Here is a 12,523-nt window from a genome sequence, read left to right as displayed (position 1 = left end):
GAAAGCACCAGCTCCAAAAACTCCAGAAAAACCACAAAAATCAGAGCAACCGAAACCAAGCAAACCAACAGAAAAGGATATGAACTCTTCAGGTTCCCCAAGTCCAGGAAAAAAGGCACAGGAAGTGCCTCAGAAACAGGACAAGGTAGCAGAAGCTCAGAAGAAGGTTGAAGAAGCTGAGAAAAAAGCCAAAATTCAAGAAGAAAAAGATCACCGTAACTACCCAACCAATACTAGAAAAACAATCGAACTGGAAATTGCGGAAGCACAAGTAGGGGTTGCCAAGGCAGAGCTTGAGCTTGCAGAGGCTGAATCCCAAACACCTCAAGATACTGACAGAGTTAATACTGCTAAAGCCAAGGTAGAAACAGCTAAGAGTAAGGTAGAAAATCTAGAAAAAATTAAATCAGGCCATGGACGACCGCAGGCAGGTGCTCAAAAACCAACAACTCCAGCTCCAGATACCAAACCAAATCATCAATCTCAGCCAGAAGGTAAGCAACCAAGTACACCGAAAGAACCGGAGAACAAAAAACCGTCTGTTCCAACACCAGAAAAGCCGATTCCACAACCAGAAACTCCAAAACCAGAGGTTAAACCAACACCGGAAACTCCAGAAGTGAAACCAGTTCCGCAACCAGCACCTCCAAAAACTTCAAAAATCTTTACAGCTTCTGACGGAAAGACTAAGGTTACGGTTGTATTTGATCAGGCTGTTGATGCTGACAAGGTAAACATAAAGGAAGTAACGACGAAAGAGTTGGCTGATAAAATTGCTCGTAAAACAGGAGGAGGAACAGTTCGTGTGTTTGACTTATCTCTTTCTAAAGGAGGCAAGGAAACTCATGTCAATGGAGAACGAACTGTTCGGCTCGCACTTGGGCAGACTGGCTCAGATGTTCACGTCTATCACGTAAAGGAAAATGGCGACCTTGAGCGTATTCCTTCTAAAGTTGAAAATGGGCAAGTTGTCTTTAAAACGAGCCACTTCAGTTTGTTTGCTATCAAGACACTTTCTAAGAATCAAAATGACACTACACCTAAGCAGACTAAACCGTCTATCCAAGATAGTCAAACACAGATGGGAGAAAGTCAAACTGGAAAACTCCAGAATAAAGAAGTTAATCCTAAACCACTGGCTACTGGAAATGAAACAATGGCAAAAGGAAATCCTACATCAGCAACTGAGAAGAAATTGCCATCCACAGGGGCAGCAACTAATTTAGTTCTTGAAATCATTGGTCTCCTTGGTTTGGCTGGAACTTCATTAATCACGATGAAAAGAAGAAAATAATGACTAGATTTTTCAAAGGAATTTGTATTAGATGTTTGATGCTAGATTGGGTAGAACCCCAATCTAGTAAGGATATCTATTATACATGGTATCTATCCGTTTTAACCCAATTTTTATAAGATAGGAGTTTTGATATGAAACGTACAATCAAATTAACATTAACATTAGCTGTATCAACGTTGGTACTTGTAGGAATGGCAAATACTGTCCAAGCAGACGAAACCAATGCTCGTGTATCTACTCATCAAACGATGCGTAAGAATCCATTCCGTTTGCATTTTGAAAAAGTTGTTTTAGAGGCTTATCAAGCTGCGGCTGAAATGGCTAAAAATAACTATGATTCCTATGCACAACTAGATGAAGAAATTCGTAAGGCTCAAGAGGAATTGACTACTGGCTCGCGTACACTGATTGAAGTAGCAAGTAGCACGATCTTCTTTGCTAAAAAATTAGATTCAAAAATTTTTACTGTAGATGATTTTGTTAATCGTGTAAAGAAAGACTTTAGTGAATACCAGTCAACTAAATAACCTTCACAAAGACCCTATATGTAGTTACAGATGACAAAATTAAAATAAAAAAACAGGAATTATCCTGTTTTTTTATTTTCTATTACGAATAGAATAGTGGGAGGACTAAATGTGGGAAAAAATAAAAATTTTAAACGAATTTAGAAAATAATTGACACTTTTTGCGCGAAATGTTACAATAATATTACAAAAAATTACCTAACATTTCTAAAACATTACAAAGGAGTAGAAAAATGAAAAAGAAAACCTATATCAAATTAATGGCAGCGACTGTATTGGTTTCTACCTTGCTACTAGGAGCTTGTGGAAATAAAAAAGAAGCTACTAAAACCAGCAGCTCTGCAAAGACAAGTCAATCATCAAGTTCTAAAGCAGCTTCTTCGAGCAAGGAAAATAAAATTCAGAAGTCTTCAAGCTCAGTTTCATCTGAAAAGGCTCAGGCATCTTCTGGTCAGTCTTCTACAACGGCAGATCAGTCACAAGCGAAACCAGCGCTTGAATCAAGACAGGAACAAGCAGCCCCTAATCAGCAAGCCCCTAATCAGCAAGGCTCTCAAGTCCAGTCTAACCAGTCAGGCTATGATTCAACAACTGATCGCAAGCTTCAGGAAAAGCAAGCAGAACACAACAAACGCTACAAGGGAGTTTTAACCATGGTGGATGGTGACTTCTCAGCTGCAGCGGGCGACTGGAAGGGAGCAAATGGCGAAACTATTACGGTTTCATCAGGGGGGCAATTCACAGTAGAAACTGCAGATGGAAAGAAAGAAAACTATTCTATCAGAGGCTACTCTTACACTCTTGATGACGGCAAGTATAATGCCAAAGTAGGTGATGGGAAAGTGATTCAGATTACAACAGGTGCAGATGGTAAAGTTTCAAGCGTTGCCTTGATTCAATAATAGGCTTCTAGTGTCAACAATCAAGAAAACCCGTAAACTTCATGAGTTACGGGTTTTTATTGTCGTATTTAAGTTTTATCTAATTGCAGGAGGCCTTCAATCTCTGCTAGGGTGCTAGCTTGTGAAATGGCTCCACGAAGCTTGGCTGCACCAGATGTACCACGAAGGTAGTGAGGAGCGAGGCCACGGAATTCACGAACTGCGACGATTTCCCCCTTGAGGTTAATCAAGCGTTTTAAGTGTTCGTAAGCGATTTTCATCTTGTCTTCAAAAGTCAAATCAGGGAGAATTTCTCCTGTTTCAAAGTAGTGGTTGATTTGGTTGAAGAGGTAAGGATTTCCCATGGCAGCTCTGCCAATCATAACTGCGTCAGCACCAACTTCTTCGATACGCTGTTTAGCGTCTTGAACCGTACGAATGTCACCGTTGGCGATAAATGGAATTTTGGTCAAAGCTTGAGCGACCTTGTGAAGGGTCTCGAGGTCAGCGTGACCAGTATACATTTGCTCACGGGTACGACCGTGCATAGCAAGGGCAGAGACACCAGCAGCCTCAGCGGCGAGAGCATTTTCTACTGCCAGAGATGGGTCAGCCCAGCCGGTACGCATTTTGACAGTGAGGGGGATATCAAGGACAGATTGGACCTTGTTGATAATAGAGTAGATCTTGTCTGGGTTCTTGAGCCACATAGCACCAGCTTCGTTCTTCACGATTTTGTTAACAGGACAGCCCATGTTGATATCGACGATATCGGTTTTGGTGTTTTCTTGGATGAATTCTGCTGCGCGTGCTAGGCTGTCTTCATCACTACCAAAAAGTTGGATAGAAACAGGGTTTTCGCCTTCATCGATATGAAGCATGTGCAGGGTTTTTTCGTTGTTGTATTGGATTCCCTTGTCAGAGACCATTTCCATGACAACGAGTCCAGCTCCGAGCTCCTTTGCGATGGTACGAAAGGCTGAATTTGTCACGCCAGCCATGGGCGCTAAAACAGTACGATTGGGAATCTCAACATTGCCAATCATAAAAGGCGTATTAAGATTTGTCACGAATGAGCTCCTCCAGGTCCTTTTCATCAAAGTTGTAAGTAGTTTGGCAGAATTGACAAGTGATTTCTGCCCCGTGGTCTTCCTCTTTCATTTCCTCTAAGTCTGAGCTTGGAAGGCTAGCAAGAGCCTTCATAAAGCGCTCATGGCTACAGTCACATTGGAAACGGATTTCTTCTTCAGAAAGACGCTTGTAGGTCTCGTCACCGTAGATAGCCTTGAGGAGGGCTTCAATATGGTCGTCGCTTTCCAGAAGGGTTGCGATAGCTGGCATTTCTTGGATGCGTTTTTCAAAGCGGGCAATCTCTTCTTCCTTGGCTCCTGGCAAGACTTGAACTAGGAAACCACCTGCAACCTTGACCTTGTCTTCCTTGTCTAAAAGGACATTGAGGCCGACTGCAGAAGGGGTTTGTTGGCTTTCAGTCAGGTAAAAGGCCAGGTCTTCACCAATTTCTCCAGAGATGAGGGGAGTCATAGAGTTGTAAGGATTTCCAGTACCATAGTCTGTGATAACGAGGAATTGACCATTTCCAACAAAAGGTCCGACTAGGACTTCACCCGTTGCAGTCTTTTTGATGTCAACACCAGGATTTTGAACATAGCCTTTGACGTTCCCCTTGGTATCAGCGACCGTGATGATGGTCCCAAGAGAGCTCGTTCCAAGAACTTTAACTGTTAGCTTGGTATTTCCTTTTTCATTGGCTGCGAGAATTTGGCTAGCGATAAGGGTACGGCCAAGTGCAACAGTTGAACTGGCTTGAGTTTGATGTTTTTCCTGAGCGGTGCGGACGGTTTCTGTACTATCAAGGACAAAAGCACGAAAGGCTCCGCTTTCTGATATTGTTTTAATAATTTTATCCATAGCTACTATTTTAGCATAAAAATGCTCAAAGGGGGAGCCGTGTGTTTGCTGTTTCTCTGGAATAATGACGAGGAAATCAGCCTTAAAATAAAATGAGAAACAGATTATTTCAGCATTTGAAAGATTTATGCTATACTTGTAGGAGAAAATGAAAGGGGTAACAAATGTATTTAGGCGATTTGATGGAAAAAGCAGAATCTGGTCAATTTTCAATCCTTTCCTTTCTATTACAAGAGTCTCAGACGACCGTCAAGGCTGTAATGGAAGAAACAGGATTTTCAAAGGCGACCTTAACCAAGTATATCTCTCTGATTAACGAAAATGCCTTGGAAAGAGGACTAGAGCTGACCATCCACTTGGAAGATGAAAATCTGCGTCTATCGATCGGTGCAACTACCAAGGGGAGAGATATTCGGAGCTTGTTTTTAGAGAATGCTGTTAAATATCAGATTCTTGTTTATCTTCTTTACCACCAACAGTTTTTAGCCCATCAGCTGGCTCAAGAATTGATGATTAGTGAGGCCACGCTTGGTCGCCATTTGGCTAGTTTAAATCAGATTTTGTCAGAATTTGATTTATCTATCCAAAATGGACGTTGGCGAGGTCCAGAACATCAGATTCGTTACTTCTATTTCTGTCTTTTCCGCAAGGTTTGGTCGAGTCAGGAGTGGGAAGGACACATGCAGAAACCAGAGAGAAAACAGGAGATTGCCAATTTAGAGGAAATCTGCGGTGCAAGTTTGTCTGCGGGGCAGAAATTGGACTTGGTTCTCTGGGCTCACATCAGTCAACAACGTCTTCGGGTCAATGCTTGTCAGTTTCAAGTCATAGAAGAGAAAATGCGAGGGTATTTTGATAATATTTTCTACCTTCGTTTGCTTCGAAAGACCTCGTCTTTTTTTTCTGGGCAACATATTCCACTAGGAGCTGAGGATGGTGAGATGATGATATTCTTCTCTTTTCTCCTATCTCATCGTATTCTTCCCCTTCATACTATGGAGTATATTCTTGGTTTTGGAGGGCAGTTGGCAGATTTGCTGACGCAATTGATTCAAGAAATGAAGAAAGAGGAGTTACTGGGGGATTATACAGAGGATCACGTTACCTATGAACTCAGTCAGCTTTGTGCTCAAGTCTATCTCTATAAGGGCTATATTTTACAGGATCGCTACAAGTACCAGTTGGAGAATCGTCATCCCTATTTGCTGATGGAACATGATTTTAAAGAGACAGCAGAAGAGATTTTTCATGCCTTGCCAGCCTTTCAGCAGGGGACGGATTTGGATAAGAAAATTCTCTGGGAATGGCTCCAGTTGATAGAGTATATGGCTGAAAATGGTGGTCAGCATATGCGGATTGGTCTGGATTTGACATCTGGTTTTCTTGTCTTTTCAAGGATGGTAGCCATTTTGAAACGGTATTTGGAATACAATCGTTTCATTACTATTGAAGCCTATGATCCTAGTCAGCATTATGATTTGCTGGTTACCAATAACCCTATTCATAAGAAGGAACAGACACCAGTCTATTATTTAAAAAACGACTTGGATATGGAAGATTTGGCAGGGATTCGTCAGTTATTATTCACCTAAAAGGCTTGGTGCTTCCAGGTCTTTTTTTGTGAAATTCACACAATCTCCTCACATTTTTTTAAAAATTAAAAAAAGTTGATAAACAAGAAAGCGCTTTATTTTGTATACTAGTAAGTGTAAAGAGGAAACATCCTCAAGATCTTTATCAGGAGGACAGCACATGTCACAAGAAAAATATATCATGGCCATTGACCAGGGAACTACCAGTTCTCGTGCCATTATTTTCAACAAAAAAGGAGAAAAGGTTAGCTCGAGTCAAAAAGAGTTTACTCAGATTTTCCCTCAGGCAGGTTGGGTAGAGCACAATGCCAATGAAATTTGGAACTCTGTTCAGTCAGTTATTGCAGGTGCTTTCATCGAAAGTGGTGTCAAGCCAAACCAAATCGAAGCCATCGGGATTACCAACCAGCGTGAAACAACGGTTGTCTGGGATAAGAAAACAGGGCTTCCTATCTACAATGCTATCGTTTGGCAGTCTCGCCAGACAGCACCTTTGGCTGAACAACTAAAAAGCCAAGGTTATGTGGAAAAATTCCATGAAAAGACTGGTTTAATCATCGATGCTTATTTCTCTGCTACCAAGGTTCGTTGGATTTTGGACCATGTAGAAGGTGCTCAAGAGCGAGCAGAAAAAGGGGAATTACTCTTTGGTACCATTGATACTTGGCTGGTTTGGAAATTGACTGACGGTGCGGCTCACGTGACGGACTACTCAAATGCAGCTCGTACCATGCTTTATAACATAAAAGAACTCAAATGGGATGATGAGATTTTGGAAATCCTCAACATTCCTAAGGCTATGTTGCCAGAAGTTCGTTCTAACTCTGAAATTTACGGTAAGACAGCGCCATTCCATTTCTACGGTGGAGAGGTGCCAATCTCAGGTATGGCTGGGGACCAACAAGCAGCCCTCTTTGGACAGTTGGCCTTTGAACCTGGTATGGTTAAAAATACTTATGGAACAGGTTCTTTCATCATCATGAATACTGGTGAAGAGATGCAGTTGTCTGAAAATAACCTCTTGACAACGATTGGTTACGGAATCAATGGCAAGGTTTACTATGCCTTGGAAGGTTCTATCTTCATCGCAGGAAGTGCCATTCAATGGCTTCGTGATGGTCTTCGCATGGTCGAAAATTCACCAGAATCTGAAAAATACGCTCGTGATTCTCACAATGATGATGAAGTTTATGTCGTTCCAGCCTTTACAGGACTAGGAGCTCCATACTGGAACCAAAACGCTCGCGGTTCTGTCTTTGGCTTGACTCGTGGAACAAGTAAAGAAGACTTTATCAAGGCGACTTTGCAATCTATCGCTTATCAAGTGCGTGACATCATCGACACCATGCAAGTGGATGCGCAGACAGCTATTCAAGTCTTGAAAGTAGACGGTGGTGCAGCTATGAACAACTTCCTCATGCAGTTCCAAGCTGACATCTTGGGAATTGATATCGCACGCGCTAAAAACTTGGAAACAACTGCCCTAGGAGCAGCCTTTCTAGCTGGTTTGTCAGTAGGCTACTGGAAGGATTTGGATGAGTTGAAACTCTTGAACGAGACAGGAGAACTCTTTGAGCCATCTATGAACGAATCTCGCAAGGAACAACTCTACAAGGGCTGGAAGAAGGCTGTGAAAGCAACCCAAGTCTTTGCGGAAGTAGACGACTAATACTCAATGAAAATCAAAGAGCAAACTAGAAAGCTAGCCGCAGATTGCCCAAAGCACTGCTTTGAGGTTGCAGATAGAACTGACGAAGTCAGCTCAAAACACTGTTTTGAGGTTGTGGATAGAACTGACGAAGTCAGCTCAAAACACTGTTTTGAGGTTGTGGATAGAACTGACGAAGTCAGTAACCATACCTACGGTAAGGCGACGCTGACGTGGTTTGACTTTGATTTTCGAAGAGTATAATACTGGAAGAATAAAGCGACTCAGTTAGAAAGTGTGTAAATATGGAATTTTCAAAGAAAACACGTGAATTGTCAATTAAAAAAATGCAGGAACGCACCCTGGATCTCTTGATTATCGGTGGAGGAATCACAGGGGCTGGTGTAGCCTTGCAGGCGGCAGCTAGCGGTCTTGAGACCGGTTTGATTGAAATGCAGGACTTCGCAGAAGGAACATCCAGCCGTTCAACAAAATTGGTTCACGGAGGACTTCGTTACCTCAAACAATTTGACGTAGAAGTGGTCTCAGATACGGTTTCTGAACGTGCAGTGGTTCAACAAATCGCTCCACACATTCCAAAACCAGATCCAATGCTCTTGCCAGTTTACGATGAGGATGGAGCGACCTTTAGTCTCTTCCGTCTCAAAGTAGCCATGGACTTGTACGACCTTTTGGCAGGTGTTAGCAACACACCAGCTGCTAACAAGGTTTTGAGCAAGGATCAAGTCTTGGAACGCCAGCCAAACTTGAAGAAAGAAGGTTTGGTAGGAGGTGGGATTTACCTTGACTTCCGTAACAACGATGCGCGTCTCGTGATTGAAAACATCAAACGTGCCAACCAAGACGGTGCCCTCATTGCCAACCACGTGAAGGCAGAAGGCTTCCTCTTTGACGAAAACGGCAAGATTACAGGTGTTGTAGCTCGTGATCTCTTGACAGACCAAGTCTTTGAAATCAAGGCTCGTCTGGTGATTAATACAACAGGTCCTTGGAGTGATAAAGTACGTAATTTGTCTAATAAGGGAACGCAATTCTCACAAATGCGCCCAACTAAGGGAGTTCACTTGGTAGTGGATTCAAGCAAAATCAAGGTTTCACAGCCAGTTTACTTCGACACAGGTTTGGGTGACGGTCGTATGGTCTTTGTTCTCCCACGTGAAAACAAAACCTACTTCGGTACAACTGATACAGACTACACAGGTGATTTGGAACATCCAAAAGTGACTCAGGAAGATGTAGATTATCTACTTGGTATTGTCAACAACCGCTTCCCAGAAGCTAACATCACCATTGATGATATCGAAAGCAGCTGGGCAGGTCTTCGTCCATTGATTGTAGGCAATAGTGCTTCGGACTACAATGGAGGAAATAATGGAACCATTAGCGACGAAAGCTTTAACAACTTGATTGCGACTGTCGAATCTTATCTCTCTAAGGAAAAAACGCGTGAAGATGTTGAGTCTGCTGTCAGCAAGCTTGAAAGCAGCACATCTGAGAAACATTTGGACCCATCTGCAGTTTCTCGTGGTTCGAGCTTGGATCGTGATGACAATGGCCTGTTGACTCTTGCTGGTGGTAAAATCACAGACTACCGTAAGATGGCTGAAGGGGCTATGGAGCGCGTGGTTGACATCCTCAAAGCAGAATTTGACCGTAGCTTCAAACTCATCAACTCTAAGACTTACCCTGTTTCAGGTGGAGAATTGAACCCAGCAAATGTAGACTCAGAAATCGAAGCCTTTGCGCAACTTGGAGTGTCACGTGGTTTGGATAGCAAGGAAGCTCATTACCTAGCAAATCTTTACGGTTCAAATGCACCGAAAGTCTTTGCCCTTGCTCACAGCTTGGAACAAGCGCCAGGACTCAGCTTGGCAGACACTTTGTCCCTTCACTATGCAATGCGCAATGAGTTGGCTCTTAGCCCAGTTGACTTCCTCCTTCGTCGTACCAACCACATGCTCTTTATGCGTGATAGTTTGGATAGCATCGTTGAGCCAGTTTTGAATGAAATGGGACGCTTCTATGACTGGTCAGAAGATGAAAAAGCCGCTTACCGTGCTGATGTAAAAGCAGCTCTTGCTCAAAACGACTTAGCAGAATTAAAAAATTAAGAAAAAATAAAAGAGGTGGAGGGTAGCAATCCTTGTCGCCCGCTCCTTCTTTTTAATGGAGATAGAAAGATGATGAATGAATTATTTGGAGAATTTTTGGGGACTTTAATCCTGATTCTTCTAGGAAATGGTGTTGTTGCAGGTGTGGTTCTTCCTAAAACCAAGAGTAACAGTTCAGGTTGGATTGTGATTACTATGGGTTGGGGGATTGCAGTTGCGGTTGCAGTATTTGTATCTGGCAAGCTCAGTCCAGCTCATTTAAACCCAGCTGTGACCATCGGTGTGGCCTTAAAAGGTGACTTGTCTTGGGCTTCCGTTTTGCCTTATATCTTAGCCCAGTTCGCAGGGGCTATGCTGGGTCAGATTTTGGTTTGGTTGCAATTCAAACCGCATTATGAGGCAGAAGAAAATGCAGGAAATATCTTGGCAACCTTCAGTACTGGTCCAGCCATCAAAGATACTGTATCAAACTTGATTAGTGAAATCCTTGGAACCTTTGTTTTGGTGTTGACAATTTTTGCTTTGGGTCTTTACGATTTTCAGGCAGGTATCGGAACCTTTGCGGTGGGGACTTTGATTGTCGGTATCGGTCTGTCACTTGGTGGGACAACAGGCTATGCCTTGAACCCTGCGCGTGACCTTGGACCTCGTATCATGCACAGTATCCTTCCAATTTCAAACAAGGGAGACGGAGACTGGTCTTATGCTTGGATTCCTGTTGTGGGACCTGTTATTGGTGCAGCCTTGGCCGTGCTTGTATTCTCACTTTTCTAATTTGGAAAACAACTATGTTGATAGAGCTTGGGCAAGAGCCCAATTTCAGCAAAAAATGAAGTAAATCTTCTCATAATAAAACGCATCATATCAAGCACGAAAATTCCACGAGGTCAACTACAGTCAGAAAGCTGAACAACAAGCTAAAACGCCCAAAAAAGGCGGCAAAAAGCAAGCACCTGCAAGCAACGTGCCGAAATGGTCAAATCCTGATTATATCAACGAATTAGACCCAAAAATCATTGATATGCTAATAGAATTTCATAGGTCACAAGGTACGCTTGAGACCCCTGAAGCACAAGCAGAAATTGCCCAAAGACGTGCAGAAATCGAGCAAAGGAGAGCTGAGCTTGAGGATAAAAAACAAGAGCTTTTGAACCGCTTGAACAAATAGAGTTTCGCAAGTATTATGCTTACAAATTACTTGAGCAATTAACTAAAATATAAACCCTGCCTTTATATCTAGGCAGGGTTTATATTTTAGAAATTCACGTAGCTTGTTACGGTTTTTACATACCCAGTATAGTCTGAGTTTCTATAGTATTCAGTGATAAACTTCCATTTTCTTTGAGCAACATGGATATAAGTACTTGTTATGTAGTATGGATACGGGCTTTGTGACTCCAAGTAACTCTCATAAGCTTGTATACCAAAATATGCTCCACCAATTATGCCACCCCATGGGCCACCCACCATAGAACCTATAAGACCAAAGAACGCGGATATTCCAGAACCAATCATGAAGTTAGCGAATGTGTTGGCTAATTTATTCCCATGTATTGTGTTGACGTAATTCCAAACATTAGGATCGTATGATCTAAAAGATATATTTAGGTCGATTTCATTCTTTTGATAAGCCATATAAAATGCCCCATTGATATAGACACCATCAGCACGTTGTTCAATAGTGTCTACACTTCCATCTGGATTGACCACCTCAAGAACTTCATCACTTAAAATATTTACTTGCGTATCTCCGAACCGCACTGATGAGCCATTCTTAAACTGAGTCTCACCAGATACAACTTTAGAGTTTGCCGATAAGCTATCATCAGCAAAAACAACAAGCGATGGGGAAATGCTAGACATACAGAAAACAGACATAACTAGCAAACACATGAATTTAAACATCTTAGACATAACGGAAACTCCTTTTTATTTTTGATTTTTTTCAACTTTTATTATACAATAAAACCAAATAAAAAGAAAGCGGTAACAATATGCTTAATGTGAAAATTTTTTATATATTTTTATTTTTGATCGTTGTCGAAACTATAGGCTTGTTGTTTTTGAAAAGAGGTCTCGAAATGGGCTATTTAGACACAGGAGCTATCATCCTTGTAGTTTTTTCATTTGCTTTCTACAACCTATGTTCATTCGGTTCGGTCTACTTTACAATAAAAAACAATAAAAAATAAATAGACGTATTTTCAAAAAAAGATTACATATTTATATAAGTAAAACGACGATTTAAATCGTCGTTTTTTGTATAACTCCCCCTGAAATTTATTTTAATTATGCAAATTTCACGTATTTTTGATGCTGAGACGACGATCCTGGGAACTTTTCAGATAATTTTTTGACCTATCTATCATTAGAAAAGCTTAGAGCGCCAAAGGATTTGAGCGTTTTTCTGATTTTTAAGACTTTTTCCCAGTCTCTTTTTCGATTGAAGATATAAGTATTCTAGTAACTAACTTCTTAGTACTAGCTAACAACGATAATCATAATTCCTCCAAAAAT

At 41.7% G+C, this 12,523-nt stretch carries 11 protein-coding genes and 1 pseudogene; 9 read left to right on the top strand and 3 right to left on the bottom strand.

The window, feature by feature from the left end; all coding sequences use genetic code 11:
* Nucleotides 1–436: 436 nt before the first annotated feature.
* The 3 genes and pseudogenes from OVN21_RS11150 to OVN21_RS04775 form a co-directional block, all read left to right on the top strand.
* Nucleotides 437–1,294: pseudogene (locus tag OVN21_RS11150) on the top strand (LPXTG cell wall anchor domain-containing protein); the annotation flags it as partial.
* 134 nt (nucleotides 1,295–1,428) lie between these two features.
* On the top strand, nucleotides 1,429–1,824 hold the full coding sequence (locus tag OVN21_RS04780; RefSeq protein ID WP_267247503.1) for a hypothetical protein: 396 nt from the start codon (nucleotides 1,429–1,431) through the stop codon (nucleotides 1,822–1,824).
* Between the two features lie 233 nt (nucleotides 1,825–2,057).
* Entirely contained in the window at nucleotides 2,058–2,726 is a 669-nt protein-coding gene (locus tag OVN21_RS04775; RefSeq protein ID WP_267247502.1) for a hypothetical protein, read from the top strand.
* A gap of 68 nt (nucleotides 2,727–2,794) precedes the next feature.
* Here OVN21_RS04775 and dusB read toward each other — a convergent pair whose 3' ends face one another.
* Together dusB and hslO are read right to left on the bottom strand one after the other, a co-directional pair.
* Nucleotides 2,795–3,775 (bottom strand): tRNA dihydrouridine synthase DusB, encoded by a 981-nt coding sequence (dusB, locus tag OVN21_RS04770; protein WP_267247501.1) that lies wholly within the window; start codon nucleotides 3,773–3,775, stop codon nucleotides 2,795–2,797.
* Nucleotides 3,762–4,634 carry an Hsp33 family molecular chaperone HslO gene (gene hslO / locus OVN21_RS04765; RefSeq protein WP_267247500.1) on the bottom strand — a complete coding sequence of 291 codons (873 nt, stop codon included), beginning with the start codon at nucleotides 4,632–4,634 and terminating at the stop codon, nucleotides 3,762–3,764. The genes dusB and hslO overlap by 14 nt, the downstream gene beginning before the upstream one ends.
* Before the next feature lie 164 nt (nucleotides 4,635–4,798).
* On the opposite strand from hslO, the gene OVN21_RS04760 reads away from it, so the two are divergent.
* The 6 genes from OVN21_RS04760 (at nucleotide 4,799) to OVN21_RS04735 (ending at nucleotide 11,174) form a co-directional block, all read left to right on the top strand.
* A complete protein-coding gene (locus tag OVN21_RS04760; RefSeq protein ID WP_267247499.1) occupies nucleotides 4,799–6,226 on the top strand; it encodes a helix-turn-helix domain-containing protein in 1,428 nt (475 codons plus the stop codon).
* Nucleotides 6,227–6,386: 160 nt separating this feature from the next.
* Nucleotides 6,387–7,895 carry a glycerol kinase GlpK gene (gene glpK, locus OVN21_RS04755; RefSeq protein WP_049511829.1) on the top strand — a complete coding sequence of 503 codons (1,509 nt, stop codon included), beginning with the start codon at nucleotides 6,387–6,389 and terminating at the stop codon, nucleotides 7,893–7,895.
* A gap of 6 nt (nucleotides 7,896–7,901) precedes the next feature.
* Nucleotides 7,902–8,138, top strand: coding sequence for a hypothetical protein (locus OVN21_RS04750; RefSeq protein WP_267247497.1), 237 nt, complete (start codon nucleotides 7,902–7,904; stop codon nucleotides 8,136–8,138).
* A gap of 41 nt (nucleotides 8,139–8,179) precedes the next feature.
* Nucleotides 8,180–10,006: a type 1 glycerol-3-phosphate oxidase gene (gene glpO, locus OVN21_RS04745; protein WP_267247496.1), complete on the top strand. Its 1,827-nt coding sequence runs from the start codon at nucleotides 8,180–8,182 to the stop codon at nucleotides 10,004–10,006.
* A 69-nt stretch (nucleotides 10,007–10,075) separates the two neighbouring features.
* Complete coding sequence (locus tag OVN21_RS04740) at nucleotides 10,076–10,780, top strand: MIP/aquaporin family protein (protein WP_267247495.1); 705 nt, start codon at nucleotides 10,076–10,078, stop codon at nucleotides 10,778–10,780.
* A gap of 190 nt (nucleotides 10,781–10,970) precedes the next feature.
* Nucleotides 10,971–11,174, top strand: coding sequence for a hypothetical protein (locus OVN21_RS04735; protein WP_033684522.1), 204 nt, complete (start codon nucleotides 10,971–10,973; stop codon nucleotides 11,172–11,174).
* A gap of 86 nt (nucleotides 11,175–11,260) precedes the next feature.
* Here OVN21_RS04735 and OVN21_RS04730 read toward each other — a convergent pair whose 3' ends face one another.
* Entirely contained in the window at nucleotides 11,261–11,869 is a 609-nt protein-coding gene (locus OVN21_RS04730) for a hypothetical protein (protein WP_267247563.1), read from the bottom strand.
* Between the last annotated feature and the right edge of the window lie 654 nt (nucleotides 11,870–12,523).

Source organism: Streptococcus sp. Marseille-Q5986, from assembly GCF_946902915.1.
In the GTDB taxonomy this organism is placed as follows: Bacteria; Bacillota; Bacilli; order Lactobacillales; family Streptococcaceae; genus Streptococcus.
Note: the sequence above shows the minus strand (reverse complement) of the source record. Positions and strands in the feature narration are given on the sequence as shown.

Excerpts from the sequence above, each read along its gene's own strand:
- OVN21_RS04775 (WP_267247502.1), top strand. The coding sequence starts at position 2,058 with ATGAAAAAGAAAACCTATATCAAATTAATGGCAGCGACTGTATTGGTT.
- hslO (WP_267247500.1), bottom strand. The coding sequence starts at position 4,634 with ATGGATAAAATTATTAAAACAATATCAGAAAGCGGAGCCTTTCGTGCT.
- OVN21_RS04760 (WP_267247499.1), top strand. The coding sequence starts at position 4,799 with ATGTATTTAGGCGATTTGATGGAAAAAGCAGAATCTGGTCAATTTTCA.
- OVN21_RS04780 (WP_267247503.1), top strand. The coding sequence starts at position 1,429 with ATGAAACGTACAATCAAATTAACATTAACATTAGCTGTATCAACGTTG.
- glpK (WP_049511829.1), top strand. The coding sequence starts at position 6,387 with ATGTCACAAGAAAAATATATCATGGCCATTGACCAGGGAACTACCAGT.
- glpO (WP_267247496.1), top strand. The coding sequence starts at position 8,180 with ATGGAATTTTCAAAGAAAACACGTGAATTGTCAATTAAAAAAATGCAG.
- OVN21_RS04740 (WP_267247495.1), top strand. The coding sequence starts at position 10,076 with ATGATGAATGAATTATTTGGAGAATTTTTGGGGACTTTAATCCTGATT.
- OVN21_RS04730 (WP_267247563.1), bottom strand. The coding sequence starts at position 11,869 with ATGTCTAGCATTTCCCCATCGCTTGTTGTTTTTGCTGATGATAGCTTA.
- OVN21_RS04750 (WP_267247497.1), top strand. The coding sequence starts at position 7,902 with ATGAAAATCAAAGAGCAAACTAGAAAGCTAGCCGCAGATTGCCCAAAG.